This is a genomic window from Ruegeria sp. CE12, from assembly GCF_056537525.1.
This window is the reverse complement of record NZ_JBQFRS010000002.1, coordinates 371,800-387,195: the sequence shown is the minus strand read 5'-3', so window position 1 is coordinate 387,195 and position 15,396 is coordinate 371,800. Positions and strand designations below refer to the sequence as shown.

Annotated in this window: 15 protein-coding genes; 7 read left to right on the top strand and 8 right to left on the bottom strand. The window is 55.6% G+C overall.

Translation table 11 applies throughout. The features are described 5' to 3' along the window. Positions 1-17: 17 nt before the first annotated feature. A complete protein-coding gene (locus tag ACR0IO_RS06705; RefSeq protein ID WP_170330863.1) occupies positions 18-944 on the bottom strand; it encodes a TRAP transporter small permease subunit in 927 nt (308 codons plus the stop codon). A 121-nt stretch (positions 945-1,065) separates the two neighbouring features. Next, a complete protein-coding gene (locus ACR0IO_RS06700) occupies positions 1,066-2,148 on the bottom strand; it encodes a TRAP transporter substrate-binding protein (RefSeq protein WP_155150923.1) in 1,083 nt (360 codons plus the stop codon). 248 nt (positions 2,149-2,396) lie between these two features. Between ACR0IO_RS06700 and ACR0IO_RS06695 the strand changes: the two genes are divergently transcribed. Then, the gene (locus ACR0IO_RS06695) at positions 2,397-3,830 is read left to right on the top strand and encodes a cache domain-containing protein (protein ID WP_170330865.1); all 1,434 of its coding nucleotides are present in this window, start codon (positions 2,397-2,399) and stop codon (positions 3,828-3,830) included. Continuing rightward, positions 3,827-4,474, top strand: coding sequence for a response regulator transcription factor (locus ACR0IO_RS06690; protein ID WP_155150930.1), 648 nt, complete (start codon positions 3,827-3,829; stop codon positions 4,472-4,474). Before ACR0IO_RS06695 ends, ACR0IO_RS06690 begins: the two co-directional genes overlap by 4 nt. A 7-nt stretch (positions 4,475-4,481) precedes the next feature. On the opposite strand, the gene ACR0IO_RS06685 is transcribed toward ACR0IO_RS06690, so the two are convergent. Together ACR0IO_RS06685 and ACR0IO_RS06680 are read right to left on the bottom strand one after the other, a co-directional pair. Next, on the bottom strand, positions 4,482-4,862 hold the full coding sequence (locus ACR0IO_RS06685; protein ID WP_480740287.1) for a bleomycin resistance protein: 381 nt from the start codon (positions 4,860-4,862) through the stop codon (positions 4,482-4,484). A gap of 47 nt (positions 4,863-4,909) precedes the next feature. Next, positions 4,910-5,755 carry a HalD/BesD family halogenase gene (locus tag ACR0IO_RS06680; protein WP_480740284.1) on the bottom strand — a complete coding sequence of 282 codons (846 nt, stop codon included), beginning with the start codon at positions 5,753-5,755 and terminating at the stop codon, positions 4,910-4,912. A gap of 422 nt (positions 5,756-6,177) precedes the next feature. On the opposite strand from ACR0IO_RS06680, the gene ACR0IO_RS06675 reads away from it, so the two are divergent. The 5 genes from ACR0IO_RS06675 (at position 6,178) to ACR0IO_RS06655 (ending at position 11,112) form a co-directional block, all read left to right on the top strand. Beyond that, a complete protein-coding gene (locus tag ACR0IO_RS06675; protein WP_170330871.1) occupies positions 6,178-7,929 on the top strand; it encodes an acetolactate synthase 3 large subunit in 1,752 nt (583 codons plus the stop codon). 66 nt (positions 7,930-7,995) lie between these two features. Further along, the gene (gene ilvN / locus ACR0IO_RS06670; RefSeq protein WP_155150935.1) at positions 7,996-8,556 is read left to right on the top strand and encodes an acetolactate synthase small subunit; all 561 of its coding nucleotides are present in this window, start codon (positions 7,996-7,998) and stop codon (positions 8,554-8,556) included. 308 nt (positions 8,557-8,864) lie between these two features. Next, positions 8,865-9,593 (top strand): helix-turn-helix domain-containing protein, encoded by a 729-nt coding sequence (locus tag ACR0IO_RS06665; RefSeq protein WP_155150938.1) that lies wholly within the window; start codon positions 8,865-8,867, stop codon positions 9,591-9,593. A gap of 143 nt (positions 9,594-9,736) precedes the next feature. Next, entirely contained in the window at positions 9,737-10,894 is a 1,158-nt protein-coding gene (locus tag ACR0IO_RS06660) for an aromatic ring-hydroxylating oxygenase subunit alpha (protein ID WP_155150940.1), read from the top strand. Then, positions 10,891-11,112, top strand: a complete 222-nt coding sequence (locus ACR0IO_RS06655) for a hypothetical protein (RefSeq protein ID WP_155150943.1) — start codon at positions 10,891-10,893, stop codon at positions 11,110-11,112. The genes ACR0IO_RS06660 and ACR0IO_RS06655 overlap by 4 nt, the downstream gene beginning before the upstream one ends. A 91-nt stretch (positions 11,113-11,203) precedes the next feature. Here the strand turns inward: ACR0IO_RS06655 and ACR0IO_RS06650 are convergent, their stop codons facing one another. The 4 genes from ACR0IO_RS06650 to prfB all read right to left on the bottom strand — a co-directional run bounded on the left by ACR0IO_RS06650 (position 11,204) and on the right by prfB (position 15,372). After that, positions 11,204-12,007: a DUF2189 domain-containing protein gene (locus ACR0IO_RS06650; protein WP_480740278.1), complete on the bottom strand. Its 804-nt coding sequence runs from the start codon at positions 12,005-12,007 to the stop codon at positions 11,204-11,206. Between the two features lie 31 nt (positions 12,008-12,038). Next, positions 12,039-13,436, bottom strand: a complete 1,398-nt coding sequence (locus ACR0IO_RS06645) for an amidase (RefSeq protein WP_480740276.1) — start codon at positions 13,434-13,436, stop codon at positions 12,039-12,041. A 99-nt stretch (positions 13,437-13,535) separates the two neighbouring features. Then, positions 13,536-14,219 (bottom strand): M50 family metallopeptidase, encoded by a 684-nt coding sequence (locus ACR0IO_RS06640; protein WP_480740274.1) that lies wholly within the window; start codon positions 14,217-14,219, stop codon positions 13,536-13,538. 25 nt (positions 14,220-14,244) lie between these two features. Continuing rightward, on the bottom strand, positions 14,245-15,372 hold the full coding sequence (gene prfB / locus ACR0IO_RS06635; RefSeq protein WP_155150955.1) for a peptide chain release factor 2: 1,128 nt from the start codon (positions 15,370-15,372) through the stop codon (positions 14,245-14,247). Positions 15,373-15,396 lie beyond the last annotated feature (24 nt).

The following is a 15,396-nucleotide window of genomic DNA, read 5'->3' as shown; positions in this document are numbered from 1 at the left end:
TGTCTGGGTCTCCGTCCCTAATGTGCGCCTTCGTAGGCTTCTTCACCCTCGCCAAGGCTGTCCTTGTCGAGGTATTTTCCAACGCTTTCGGGTCCTTCTACGTATTCCAGATAGGATCGGTACAGGAATGCGATTGCGTGAAGGAAAACCATCGCCGCAAATGCAACCAGCAGGATCTTGAACAGGAAATAGCCGTTAAAGCCGTTGGGGCTGAAACCGATGGTTTCGACGTTCCAGCGCAAGGCGCGGGATTTCATCACCAACCGATCCAGTGTGTCGCTTGCCGAAGGCTTTGGCACGATCAGGTGCCGCCACATGAAGTACCAGCCGTACATCCAGGTCAGCACTGCCATTGGCATCATGAACAGTACCGAACCCAGCATATCCACCACACGCTTGGCCTTGTGGCTGATACCTGCATAGATCAGGTCAACACGAACATGCCCGCCCTGTACGAATGTGTAGGTACAGCAAAGGCAAACGACCATTGCGTTATAGAGCTTCAGTTCCTCAGCGTACCAGCTGATGTCCATCTGGACCGGAATGCCCAGCCCGAACGACATGTCGGGGCGCGCGAATACGCGCTGCATGAATACGATGACGATCTGCTGAATCACCATCAGCAAACCTGCCCAGGCAAAGAAACGCCCGGTCGTGTTCGCGAACGCCTCAAGGCCCCGCACCATGCCCCACATGAAGTTCCGGTAATAGAGGCCAATGGCCGTCAGAACCAGAAACAGTGTGAAGATCACGAAGAAAAACTCGACCGATCCGCCATAATAGACAAAGCGCATGATGGCTTCTTTGTCCGACCAGTTCAGCCAGAGCTGCGGATGCGTGATGGCGTATCCGAAATTATAGAATGCTTCGGCGATGTTCTGAACGAACCAGACCAGTCCGTTCCACAGGGCGCCGAAGAAGGAGATACCGTTATCGTCCTGCATGTTGTCCCCAGGTCGCATCAGTTGCAATGCTGATTATAGCGGTTTTGTCCAATCCGCGCATTTGCAATAGGAAAGGTTCCCCCGCACAGGCGGGGAAACCAATTGATCGTATTGAATGTGATTAGCCGCGTACGCGGTTACGCTGGGCCGTGTAGATGCCCGAAGACTGGTCCAGCCAGCCTGCCGACGACGCCGACGACGCCATGTGGCTGTCGTGGATTTTCTTGAACAGCTCATCGCCCATGTTCTCGTCCAGAACTTCCTGGCTGGCTGCGCCGAACGCATCCCAGACGCTGTCAGGGAATTCCATGACCTTGACGCCACCCGACTGCAGACGCTGCAGGGCCGCACCGTTGTTAGCCAGGAATTGAGCCAGGTTCCACTGGTGACATTCAGCCGCCGCGATCTCAATGATCTTCTGCTGAGCAGGTGTCAGGCTTTCGAAGACGTCGCGGTTGGTTGCCAGCGACAGACCTGCGTTCGGCTCGTGGAAACCAGCGGTGTAGTACACTTTGGTGATTTCCTGGAAGCCGGCTTTCTCGTCGGCCCACGGACCGATCCACTCGGTTCCGTCGATCGCGCCGGACGACAGCGCCTGATACACTTCCGAACCCGGGATGTTCTGAACAGATGCGCCCAGTTTACCCAGAGCTTTACCGCCCAGACCCGGCATACGGAACTTCAGACCGTTGAAGTCTTCCGGGCTGTTGATCTCTTTCGAGTACCAGCCACCTGCCTGCGCGCCGGTGTTACCTGCCAGGAACGATTTCAGACCAAAAATCTGGCCCAGCTCGTCATGCAGCTCCATGCCGCCGTCCTGGTAGTACCAGTTGACCATTTCCTGAGCGGTCATACCGAACGGAACAGCAGTAAAGAAGGCATAGCCCGGGTGCTGACCAACAAAGTAGTAGTCAGCCGCATGATACATGTCCGCCTGGCCCGATGATACGGCGTCGAATACTTCGAACGCGCCAACCAGCTCACCAGCTGCCTTGATGTCAACGGTCAGGCTGCCATCCGACATAGCATTGATGCTGTCGGCGCAACGCTGCGCGCTGTCAAATACCCCAGCCAGGCCACGGCCCCACGAGGTAACCATAGTCAGCGTGCGGTTACCCTGCGCGTATGCCGGTGCCGCCAGAGCGGTCGCCGCCGCGGCTGAGCCGCCCAGTGCTGACGTTTTCAGAAACTTACGACGATCCATATGAGTGATCCTCCCCTACATATTCAGTACCCGGACTCCTCCGGGCTTAATCGTTTCAGTGCGCGCCAGCCTAATGACGAGGATGTGAATGTGAATACCTAGTACTGCGTAGAGGACGGGCTTTTTTTCAGCTTTCCGGATAATTATTAGCCTCAATTTCAAGCCTGAACCCGAATTCTCAAGGCTTTACCGCACTAAAATGCCCATTCTTTTTGCAATTACCCCTCGGCTTGCGTATCGATTCGACCATGAGGGGATTCCGAAATCTGGTCTCACTGACCTACGCACAGAAGCTGTCACTGGTGGCCGCCCTACCGCTGGTCGTGGCTGTGGCGGCAATTGCACTGTTGGTGACATATGAATCTCGGGCCACAGCCGAGCGTGAGATTCAGGCCCTGGAGCGTCGTCTGATCGAGGCCAAGAAAGAAGAGTTGCGCAACTACGTTACTCAGGCACGCAACGGTTTCGCCTATATCTATGGTCGCGCCGCCCCAAATGATGAGATCGCGCAGAACCTCGTGAAACAAATCCTCTCGGCAATGATCTATGGCAAGGATGGTTTTTTCTTTGTCTATGACTATGAGGGAAATAATCTGGTCAGCCCGCGCCAGACCGAGTTCATCAACCGCAACTGGGAAGGCTTGACTGACAGCGATGGCACGCCCGTCGTAAACGAATTCATTCGTCTCGCCCGTCAGGGTGCCGGTTGGCACAGCTTCATGTGGCAAAAGCCCTCGACCGGGGAAGAGGCGCAGATGATTGCATATGTCGTGGGACTGCAGGACTGGCGCTGGGTGGTCGGGACAGGTGTCTTTATCGACGACATTGTGGCCACCGTTGCCAATGCCCGGGCCGAGGTTGAGGCGCGCGTACAGCGTACTTTCATGTATATTGGCGGGATTGTTTTGGCGGCGGTTCTGATCGTCTTTACCTCGGGTATGTTACTGAACATCCGCGAACGCCGCCTGGCGGATGCCAAACTCAAGGAACTGACCCAGCGTGTCTTCGATGCGCAGGAGGAAGAGCGTGGTCGCGTGGCCCGCGAGTTGCACGATGGGATCAGCCAGATACTGGTTGGTGTCCGTTATGCGCTGGATAACACTCGCCGCCGCTTGTCCCGCGGCGACGATGATGGCGCACGTGATCCGTTGGACAAAGGGATCGAGCATCTGGGCACCGCCATTACCGAGGTTCGCCGTATCAGCCGAGACCTGCGCCCTGGTGTTCTGGATGATCTGGGTCTTGGCCCCGCCCTCAAGGCGCTGACCGATGATTTCAGGGAACGCACCGGAATTGAAACTGAATTCACCACCGTTGTTTTCCGCAACCGTCTGGATCAGGACAGCAAGATCGCTCTTTACCGTATCGCGCAGGAGGCACTGACGAATATCGAACGCCATTCCGGCGCAACTCGTGTTACCATTGACCTGCGCGGCCACAAGAAAGGTGCAACCATGCGGATCACGGACAATGGCCGCGGATTGCGCACCGGACCAAACCGATCAGGCAGCGGCATTGGGCTTCGCAACATGCAGGAGCGCATCGAACAGCTTGACGGCTCCCTGCGCATTCTGTCATCACGCGGCGCGCAAAGTGGCACCGTGATCGAGGCCAGTTTGCCGCTTAGCCACTTGCTGCCACCGCAGGAAGACGCAACACCGAAACGAAAGGCCGGTTCATGAGTTCCAATACGATCCGTGTCCTGATCGTCGACGACCACCCCATGGTTGCCGAAGGCATTCAGTCAATCCTGGAAAGCTATGACGAAATCGAAGTCGTCGGTACGCTCAGTAACGGTCAGGAAGCAGTAGATCAGGCGAACCTCCTACAGCCGGATGTCATTTTAATGGATCTGAACATGCCCGGACTGGGTGGTCTGAGCGCGACCGAGCTCATCCTCGAACGGCTGCCGGACACCCGTGTTCTGATACTGTCCATGCATGACAGCCCGGAGTACATTTCTACGGCTCTGAGCCACGGTGCGAGAGGTTACATTCTGAAGGACGTTCAGACCGAGGAAATCAAACAGGCGATCGACGCCGTGATGCAGGGTGAGCGTTACCTTTGCACTGGCGCCAGTGGCTCACTTGAACCCAAAGGCGACAGCGCGCGCGAGGCCCTTACGGGGCGTGAACAAACCATTCTTTTGGAGCTTGCACAGGGTAAATCCAACAAAGAGGTCGCTCTGGCCCTGGATATTTCAGTGCGAACCGTTGAGACCCATCGCAAGAACATCAAACGCAAACTTGGCATTTCCTCGACCGCAGGCCTGACACGATACGCCATGGAACACGGCATGCTGCAGGGCACTGGTGTCGGCTTTTAGTTCGGCCTCAACGTGGCCGAATATCTTCGCCAAAGAATATAAGCGTGCCATCTTCGTCGAGCACGTGGAACTCGCGTTGCAGATAGGGTTGGTCAAACGGTGCGCGTACGCGACCTTCGGGCAGATCGTCCAACCCCGAACGTAGTTGTTCGTACAACTCATCGATCCCTTCTACATCAATGTAAAAGGAATGCTCAGCCCCAAGGGGTCGGCCATCCGCACGCGGCGGACACTCAAGCAAGCGAATGGCAACCGATCCCAAAGATAGGAAAGCATAGTTGTCCTGCGTGAAACCACAGTTGAAGCCCAATCGATCGCAGTAAAAGTCGATCTGCTTCTTCAAAGATGAGCACAAAACAAAAGGTGTGAGCTGCAATATCTGTGACACGCTGAATCTCCTGTTTGAAACAGCGCTATCTTACAGGTCAAAGCCGTTCAATCCAGCAACTGGTCTTTCCTCAGCCCCTCACGTTCATAATGATGAGGCAGCACTCGCCCATATAGTTGTCTGGTCCGCTCCACCCCGCCACACATGCCCTCTGCTTCAACGAATGAAAAAATGCCGACATATCGTCTGCGGTCACCTTTGACCGGCGCGACACGATGTAGAGAATATCGTCCCCTGAAAATCTGCAGATCACCGGGCTGCAGTTCTAACTGCCTGACACGTGCCATGTTCCCGTCAAGGATCGAGGCGACCGCATCAAAATTCTCGTCTTCAGTGCTGCGTAGATTGGGTGCATATTCAAACGCCCCACCCTCTTCGCCATTCTGAATCGCAAGTGTCACGGTGTAGTTGTTTGTGTCGAAGTGCCAGGGGAAGCCCTGCCCTTCCTCGACCACGTTGATAATCACATCAGCCAGCGGATCATCGTATCTAAAGAACCGATCCTCATCCTCTCCCAATGCTTCGCGAATGAAAGGCAGAAAGCCTTCAAACTCATAGATCCTGCGCAGCGGACCGGAATCTGGAAAATTGTCAGCGGGCACAAACGCGTTTGAACGGTCGTAAAAGCGGCGGATCGGATGGGCGATCCCAAAACGCGGATCGTCTTTGGTGAAATAGGCATTGGTGCGGTTGAAAGACCGGTGCGCTTTGGGCGCGACAGTGTCAGCCTCCTGCAACAACAGCTCGATACCGGTTTCATGAACAAAGCCGGGCAGAACCGCGCATCCGTCCTGATCCAACTCGCGCTTCAAATCTTCGATCATCCTGTCGTAGGCCGGTGAGTCCGGCCGATCGATCGGATACCGCCCAAGATCTACCAGATCGTGTAACATGTTCCGCCTCCCTTGTTTGGGCTCTCAGGTTCAGCGTGACGCAGACAGGGGCGCCGATCATGCCCGTTTCGGACATCGGCCTGACGCATTCTGACAAGTCAATTCAGTGCCATGAGCACCAAATGCACGATCAAATTCGCGGAAATTCCCGACATGCGTCAATCTGCGCAATAAAATGTCGCAAAATACCGCCCTCAAGATAGAAAATTGGTGCGATTGCCTGTTGACGCCCCTTCCCCCCGCTCATAATGTCCCCTGCAAGCAAAGAGGAGCCTCTGGCGATGAGAACGCTAGTCGTAATCGTAGGAACCACGCGCATGGGCCGGTAACGGTAAACCATAATCGAACCCATGCGCCTCCGAAAATCTCGGGGGCTTTTTTTTGTCAAACGCAAGACACATGTCGCGAACGGAGCAAAGCAGATGACACGTGAGATGACCGGCGCAAAGATGGTTGTTCAAGCCCTCAAGGATCAGGGCGTGGACACAGTATTCGGATACCCCGGCGGCGCCGTGCTACCGATCTATGATGAGATTTTTCTGCAGAACGACATTCGCCACATTCTGGTGCGGCACGAGCAAGGCGCTATCCACGCCGCCGAAGGTTATGCCCGCTCGACCGGAAAGCCCGGCGTTGCGCTTGTTACATCCGGCCCCGGTGCCACCAACGCGGTGACCGGCCTGACGGATGCGTTGCTGGATTCGATCCCGATCGTGGTTCTGACCGGCCAGGTGCCGACTTTTATGATCGGCTCTGATGCATTTCAGGAGGCTGACACAGTTGGCATTACCCGCCCCTGCACCAAGCACAACTGGCTGGTGAAGGATACGGATTCCCTGGCATCTACGCTGCATGAAGCATTTCATGTCGCAACCGCTGGCCGCCCCGGCCCGGTTCTGATCGACATCCCCAAGGATGTGCAGTTCGCCAGCGGTGAATACACGCCACCAAAACCGTCGACTTCGCATTATCAGCCAGCATTGAAAGGCGATCTGGAAGAGATCACCGAGCTTGTTGCCGCTATTGAAACCGCCAAAAAGCCAGTGTTTTACACGGGCGGTGGGGTTATCAACTCGGGTCCCGCCGCAAGCCAGTTGCTGCGCGAACTGGTGGATGCGACTGGGTTCCCAATTACATCGACCCTGATGGGGCTGGGTGCTTATCCTGCGTCGGGTGAAAACTGGTTGGGAATGCTGGGTATGCACGGCCTCTACGAGGCCAACATGGCGATGCATGACTGTGATCTGATGATCAATATCGGCGCGCGGTTCGATGACCGGATCACCGGACGCATCGATGCATTCTCGCCGAACTCGAAAAAGGCGCATATCGACATCGACCCGTCATCGATCAACAAGGTGATCCGGGTGGACATCCCGATTGTTGGCGACGTTGCCCATGTTCTGGAAGATATCCTGAAGGTTTGGAAAGCGCGCGGACGCAAGACAGACGCTGCAAATGTCAAACAGTGGCAAAGTCAGATCGCAGACTGGCGCAAGATCAACTGCCTCGCCTATTCGGAGAACAAAAAGTCGATCAAGCCGCAATACGCGCTGCAAAGGCTTGAGGAACTGACGAAAAAGCATGATCGCTACATCACGACCGAAGTTGGTCAGCACCAGATGTGGGCAGCGCAATACCTGGGCTTTGAAGATCCGAACCGTTGGATGACGTCGGGCGGCCTCGGCACCATGGGGTATGGCTTCCCTGCCTCCATCGGCGTTCAGATGGCTCATCCTGAAGCGCTGGTCATCAACGTGGCCGGTGAAGCATCTTGGCTGATGAACATGCAGGAGATGGGCACCGCAGTACAATACCGTCTGCCGGTGAAACAGTTCATCTTGAACAACGAACGTCTGGGCATGGTGCGTCAGTGGCAGGAACTGCTGCACGGCGAGCGGTATTCGCATTCCTGGTCCGAGGCCCTGCCTGATTTCGTCAAACTCGCCGAAGCGTTCGGTGCCAAAGGTATCATGGTCAGCGACCCCGCCGATCTGGATGACGCGATCATGGAGATGATCAACTATGACGGTCCGGTGATCTTTGACTGTCTGGTTGAAAAGCACGAAAACTGCTTCCCCATGATCCCGTCGGGCAAGGCGCATAACGAAATGCTGCTGGGCGAAGCCGAGACGCAGGGCGTGATCGACTCCAAAGGTTCGGTTCTGGTTTAACAACATTCGTCGGAATTTACCGGGCGTTCGGCGTCCGGCTTTCGCAAGATGATGAAAGGGACGTAAATGTCTGCCCTACATATCAAAAAAGGCTCTACTCGCCATTCCGCCTACAACCTACGGCCCACCTTTTCGGACGTGCAAGAACGCCACACGATCGCCGTTCTCGTTGAAAACGAACCCGGCGTCTTGGCGCGGGTGATCGGTCTGTTCTCGGGCCGAGGTTACAACATCGAAAGCCTGACTGTGGCCGAGGTGGATCATACAGGCCATCTCAGCCGTATCACGATTGTCACCACGGGTACGCCGCAGGTGATCGAGCAGATCAAGGCGCAGCTGGGACGTATCGTTCCGGTTCATGATGTGCATGACCTGACTGTCGAAGGCCCCTCGGTTGAGCGCGAGCTTGCCATCATAAAAGTAGTGGGTGAAGGAGACAAAAGGGTCGAAGCACTACGTCTGGCCGATATCTTTCGCGCCAACGTAGTGGACAGTACGCTCAACTCTTTCATCTTTGAAATCACCGGCGCGCCGGACAAGATCGACGCTTTTGCCGATCTGATGCGCCCGCTAGGTCTGGCCGAAGTTGCCAGAACTGGCGTTGCCGCGCTTTTGCGCGGAGACTAAACGACCAACTGCCCCGGTCTGAAATCTGCAATTTGGACCGGGGTTGGCCTGCTTATAAACAGCAGGCACCCGGACAGGCGAAACTGCACCGGTCTCTATCAGTCATAATTGACTGAGCGCATGAAAAAGATCATGCAAAATAACATAAAGCCTATTGCCTTTACTGCCCGGCACGTTAGCTTCGGGCGCGCAATGCGTCGTTTGGCGTGTTCGCTGGGGTCATCTTTACGATTTTTGACTGAAATGCGGCCTTCGGGACCGCATCGGTCCTGTTTTCCCTTAAATGGCGGTAAAAACCTGAGACATACATGATCAAAGACACCCGAAGCCCAGAAGAATTGCGCAAAATGTTCGGCGCAAATCTGAGGCGGCTTGCAAACAGATACCCTTCTGTCTCGGAACTCTGCCGCCAGCTCGGGATAAACCGTACGCAGTTCAATCGATATCTGGCTGGTGAGAGCTTTCCGCGTCCGGATGTACTGGACCGGATCTGTCGGTTCTTTAACGTCGATGCCCGCATCCTGCTCAAACCTCTGGACGAAATATCGACACCCCGGGGATACTCCGCCGGAGCAGCTTTGGCACAGTTTCTGGGTTCCGGACCTACCGCCTTGACAGAAGCAGAGTTTCCGAACGGGTTTTATCACGCTGTTGAAACCGCCCAGTCTGAATCCGAAGCCGCGATCCACAGCCTGTATTACGCGTACCGCGTTCAACAGTGCACTCTTTTGCGCAGCTATCTATCCCGAGCAAAAGGCCCCGCCCTACTGCCCGGAGATCGTGAAATACGTGGCTTCGTCGCCTGTGCAGGCCCCAAGCTCTACGCTCTGGCCTCTCGCTATGGCGCCGCTGACTGCCGCATGTTCCTGCTGTCAAAGTCATCCGATGAACCAGAGGATCGATGGTTGGGTTTTGTTGCCGATCTATCTGAAACAGCCGTAGAATTGGCGGCTGCCCGGAATGTTGAATTTCGCCACTTGGGTCGAGATTTCCCTGCCGCATTGGCAGTCGCCAGAATGGCGTCCAACCCCGGTTGATTAAGAAAAGTCTTAAAATGCTCAGCGTTTGATTTTCTCAATAAACACTCATGAGTGTCGTTGTGAGAAAAGCTGAGGTCGCAGAAATATTAGCGACCGAGCTCCCTTCGTGCATAGGCTGGCAGAGTATTGAGGAGACCCACATGGCCAGCACACCCACCGATTTGTCGGCAGTTCGCAAGCCCATAGCAAACGCTCTTGGATTGCCGAACGGCCACTACACCGACCCTGCGTTGCACGCAGAAGAGAGTCAGGCCCTGCTACAGGAGGGCTGGTCAGGCCTGGCCGTAACAGCAGACGTCCCCGAACCGGGAGATGCAGTACCCTTGGAATTTATGGGTATTCCATTGCTGCTGCTTCGCGATCGTTCTGGTGTTGTCCGCGTTTTCCAGAACATATGCCGGCACCGTGGCATGATACTGGTCGAGGAGCCTCGTAAAATCGAAGGGGCCATCCGCTGCCCCTATCACAGCTGGTGTTACTCGACCGAGGGTCGGCTGGTCGCAACGCCGCATGTCGGCGGGCCCGGGCAGAATGCGCATGAAAATGTAAAACGCTCTGAACTGGGCCTTATCGAGGTGCGCAGTCACATCTGGCGCGAGATTGTCTGGATCAATGTCTCTGGTACAGCGCCCGAATTCGAAGACGCCAACGCCAAGCTGATCGAACGTTGGTCTGAGTTCGAGAAACCCTTGTATCACGGGGGTGCAGACAGCGCGTTCCGGCTGGACGTGAATTGCAACTGGAAGCTGGCGGTCGAGAACTATTGCGAAAGCTATCACTTGCCTTGGATTCACCCGGGCCTGAACAGCTACTCCCGACTGGAAGATCACTACAATATCGAAGAGACCGGCCTGTATTCGGGCCAGGGCACGCTCGTTTACCGACAATTGAAGGGCGACAATGGAGATGTGTTTGCCGATTTCGAGGGGTTGAGCGACAAATGGGACAAGGCAGCGGAATACATCGCGGTCTTTCCCAACGTGCTGTTGGGCGTTCACAGAGATCATGCCTTTGCGATTATCCTAAGGCCTGAGGCACAGGACAAGACCTCGGAGCATATACATCTGTTCTACGCCACGCCCGATACTGACAAAGACCTTCGTGCGCGAAACACCGAACAGTGGAAAGTCGTGTTCGAAGAAGATGTATTTGTAGTCGAGGGTATGCAGCGCGGCCGTGCGGCACCGGGTTTCGATGGCGGTCATTTCTCGCCCGCCATGGATGGTCCGACGCATCTGTTTCATGACTGGGTCGCGTTGCGGCTTGAGGCGCACCGGACCGATCTGGCAGCGGAATGACCAATCTGAACACACGCCTGCTGCAAGCCCACGCAGCAGGCGACACTAAGTCGATCTCAGCACTTTACGAAGAAGCAGCCGACGCAGCGACCGACGATGATGCTGCCGGTTTCTTCCTGACCCATGCCTATGTGCATGCTTTGGAAGCAGGTTTGCCAAGCGTCGAGCAACTGCGGGATCGGTTGATCAAAATGGGTCGAGACGTGCCGCAAGGCTAGGCACGGCCCAACCGCACTATTTAAGAAACTCGCCTCTGGTAGGGCCTAGCGCCGCGCGGCTGGCGACCGCGCAGCGAGGTAGCGCCTGTTCTCAGGTCGTTACTCCAGCTTCCGCGTCAGGCACATCACGGCTGCCTTCTGTGATCTGACGATAAAGATGCCAACTGGCGTGACCTAACAATGGCAGCACGATCAACAGCCCTAAAAACCACGGCACCATGGCCACAAATGTCAGGATCGCAATAAAGACACCCCAGCCGAACATGATCCTCTTATTGGTGCTGACATAGGCATAGCTTGAGATCATGGCAGTCACGAAATCCAGCTCGCGATCCAGCAACATGGGGATCGACAGCACCGTCAGCATGTAAAGAAGTATCGCAAACACCGCACCGACGGCCGAGCCGACGGCCAGCATCGTCAGACCATTTGGCGTCAGAAAAACCTCAAGCGAAGATGATACATTGGTCATCGTGGCAAGCCCCATGAAAAGCGCAAAGATCATGTGGCCAAGAAAGAACCAGAACAGGAACATCACCACGATAATCGCGCAGATCGACGGAAGCTGACGGCGGCTCTGCTGGATGACCACGCCGAAAATCGCTCCGAAGCTCAATGGTTCGCCCTGTTCCAAGCGGTGTGAAACTTCGTAAAGCCCGACAGCTGCGAAAGGACCGATCAGCGGAAAGCCGATAGCTGCCAGAACCAGCCAATACGTTGTCCCGGTCTGGAGAGTTACCCACGTCATCAGCCAGCCCGCCAGGACATAAAACCCTGCAAAAAGAAGGCCAAAGACAGGTGCCCGCCGAAAATCCTGCCATGCGCATCTCAGCGACTCGCGTAGCATTTCGGTCGTGACAGGTTTCATCTTGGGAACACCAAAGGGCCTATCCATGATCTGTCTCTCCTCTGCTCTTATTCTTGCATCACATTGCTGGTCGCTTCTGCGGCCATTCAGTCGCCTGATGGTAAGCTGCACCAATCGAAATCAGCTTTGCATCTGCGTTCTTCGGGCCAAATAACTGCAGGCCCATTGGCAAACCTGCAGAACCAAACCCGGCGGGAATAGACAGGCACGGCAGCCCCAACAGGCTGACCGGCGTTACCACCTGCATCCATCGATGGTAGGTGTCCATCGAAACGCCGCCAATCTCAGTCGGGTACGGCTGTTCGATCTCAAACGGCCAAACCTGCGCAGCGGGCAGAACCAGCGCATCATAATCTGCAAACAAGTCAACAGAGCGACGGAACCAGTCAGTTCGGAGCACGCTTGCACGATGAATATCCATTGCGCTGAACGACAGTCCCCGATTAAGTTCCCATTGCGCCGTATCCTTCAGAGCGGCCTTTTGAGCGATTAGTGGTTCCAACCCGGTGGCAACGCTCCATGATCTCAGTGTAATCCAGCTCTCCCAGATCTTATCCGCGTCGAATGGAGGGGGCACGACCTCAACCGCAGCTCCGAGTTCTTCGAAGACGTTAAGAGCGTCCGCACCAAGATCGAGAATACCCTGCTCCGTGGGAAATGCCCCACCCCAGTCACCGAGCCAACCAATTCGCATCCCTCTGAGATCAGCGACCTGAACGGGTGAAACGGGATCGCTTTGCCCAGCTAGCGGATGTCGCGCGTCGGGACCGGAAATAACATCAAGCAGAATGCCTATATCTTCCGGACTACGCGCCATGGGACCGAGGGTAGACAACTGATGCAGATACCCGTCCCCTACCGGTTCCGACGGGACGCGGCCCCATGTTGGGCGGAACCCGTAAACGTTGTTCCAAGCTGCCGGGTTGCGAAGGCTACCCATCATGTCAGACCCATCCGCCAGCGCGACCATGCCTGTAGCCAGTGCCACAGCAGCACCCCCGGATGAACCTCCGCAGGTGCGCGAAGGGTTATAAGGATTGCTGGTCGCACCGTAGACCGGGTTGAAGGTGTGTGAGCCCAAGCCAAACTCTGGCGTGTTGGTCTTGCCAATCAGGATTGCCCCTGCATCGCGCAACCGCTTGGCGATCAGATCATCGGATTTGGGAACGTGGTCCTTGTAGATCGGTGATCCTTGCGTCGAAGGAATACCCGCCACATTCACCAGATCCTTGATTGCAATGGGTAAGCCGTGCAGGGCACCGCGGTTCGGCCCATCATCCGCCGCCTGCGCTTCGGACATCAAATCATCCTCATCCCGCAATGCGACGATGGCGTTGACCTGACCGTTGACCTGCGCGATCCGGTCCAGAGTGCTGCGCATCAATTCTGTAGCTGACAGGCGACGATCAGACAGATCGCTCAGAAGGTCCTTGGCAGATGCCTTGGTCAGATCCATGGGTAGGTGTCCTTTGGCTGCTCGCGGGCAGCCTAGCGACGCGCTTGGATCATTTAAAGCCACTGTTTAGATGTATCTTTTCCTGTTCGACAGAGACCGCTATCGAATCTTGAGATCGAACCTGAGATTGCTTTCCCGGCCAAGCAGGTTCTTCAGACAAAAATAGATCGCGACAACACTGATCAACAGCCACAGCCCGCCCCACATCATTGTGGTTCCACCAAACTGTTCTGCCAGCATATAGGCATCAGACCGAACCCCCGGACGACGGATCGTGTCATCGAAAATGTCGTATGGTACGTAAATCATGCTGGTGAGCCCGATGATCCGCAGAACCATATCACAGGCCTTACGTTCAAGAAATCGGGCCATTGCCAGCATCGCCAGCCCGACACCTGCACAGAACGCCATTGGAAACGGATCGCGGATGTAAAGCAGCGTCACCAACAGCATCACACCACCAAACAAACCCAACACGAACCGGTCTGCATGAGAACGCAAAGCAACTGTCAACAACAACATCCCCAGCAGCAAAGACCCAAGATAACCTGCCGTCAGGATGAGGAACGGGTTGCCACCTCGGATTAGGGCATAGCCACCCTGATGGATCGACAATGAAATACGCTCAATGGAACCGCCTGTCAGGATGCCTGCAATGCCATGGGATAGCTCATGCAGAAACACCACCAGAATTTTGAGCGGCAGAATAACAAACGTGTTCCAAAACACGAACACCAGCACCGTGATCAGGATCAGCTGCCAGTGCCCTTTAAGAAGCGTCATGAACATGCTGCCCCGACGCCTCTCGTCAATCTTCGCCCTGCGCCTCGGATCGGCTTTTGCCCGCAACGTTCAGAGCCAGCGTAGCTGCCATGAACCCGTCAAGATCGCCGTCCAGAACGCCCTTGGTGTCGGACGTTTCGAAATTTGTCCGCAGGTCTTTGACCATTTGATAGGGCTGCAGAACGTATGACCGAATTTGGTTGCCCCATCCTGCGTCACCTTTGGCCTCGTGCGCCGCATTGATTTCAGCGTTCCGGCGATCAAGTTCCTGCTGATAAAGGCGGGATTTCAGGGCTTTCATCGCAATATCGCGGTTCTGGTGCTGCGATTTTTCCGAGCTTGTAACCACGATACCCGTGGGAATGTGCGTGATCCGCACGGCCGAGTCGGTTGTGTTAACGTGCTGACCACCAGCGCCCGACGAACGATACGTATCAACCCGGATATCAGCCGGGTTCACTTCGATTTCGATATTGTCATCGACCACGGGATAGACCCAGACCGAGCTGAAGGATGTGTGCCGTTTCGCCGCCGAGTCAAAGGGAGAAATACGCACGAGGCGATGCACGCCGCTTTCCGATTTCAGCCAGCCATATGCGTTATGTCCTGAGATCTTGTACGCCGCAGACTTAATACCGGCCTCTTCCCCCGCGGTCTCTGACTGCAGCTCGACCGTGTATCCCTTTTTCTCAGCCCACCGCACGTACATGCGCGCCAGCATCGAGGCCCAGTCGCAGCTTTCGGTTCCACCCGCGCCCGAGTTGATCTCGAGGAAGGTATCATTTCCGTCGGCCTCACCGTCCAGCAGTGCTTCGAGCTCTTTCTTGGCAGCTTTTGCCCCAAGTTTCTTGATCGCTTCCTCGGCGTCCTGGACGACCTCCTCGTCCTCTTCCATCTCACCGAGTTCAATAAGTTCGATATTGTCGTTCAAATCGGTTTTGATCGTCTCGTATGTCTCGATCGCATCGACCAGCATCTGACGCTCGCGCATCAGTTTTTGCGCGTTCTCGGGGTTGTCCCAAAGGTTGGGGTCCTCAACACGCGCGTTGAATTCTTCCAACCGGTGCGGCGCGGTCTCATAGTCCATACGCTGCTCCAGCAGCTCCAGCGACTTTTGGATTTCCGCCACGATGTTCTGGGTTTCGGCGCGCATGGTCTGGTCCCAACTTGCTCAATC